The organism is Mycobacterium sp. RTGN5, from assembly GCF_033804465.1.
Taxonomy (GTDB): Bacteria; Actinomycetota; Actinomycetes; order Mycobacteriales; family Mycobacteriaceae; genus Mycobacterium.
This window is the reverse complement of the sequence record NZ_JAPZLA010000020.1, coordinates 1-255: the sequence shown is the minus strand read 5'-3', so window position 1 is coordinate 255 and position 255 is coordinate 1. Positions and strand designations below refer to the sequence as shown.

Genomic DNA, 255 nt, shown 5'->3' with positions numbered 1-255 from the left:
ATCAAGGGCGCACCCACTCCGGACGACCTGGACGCGTTGATCACCAAGGTGTGGAAGACGCCGGCGTTCATCTTGACCCACCCGCTCGGGGTGGCCGCCTTCGGCCGCGAGTGCACCCGCCGCGGCGTGCCGCCCGTGGTCGTCAACCTCTTCGGCGCCCAGTTCATCACCTGGCGCGGCATCCCGATCATTCCGAGCGACAAGGTGCCGGTGGAGAAGGGCAAGACCAAGTTCATCCTGGTGCGCACCGGCGAG

The 255-nt window shown here is 67.5% G+C and carries 1 pseudogene; it reads left to right on the top strand.

Annotated elements, in window-relative coordinates:
- Positions 1–255, top strand: a pseudogene (locus SLQ31_RS29540) (hypothetical protein); the annotation flags it as partial.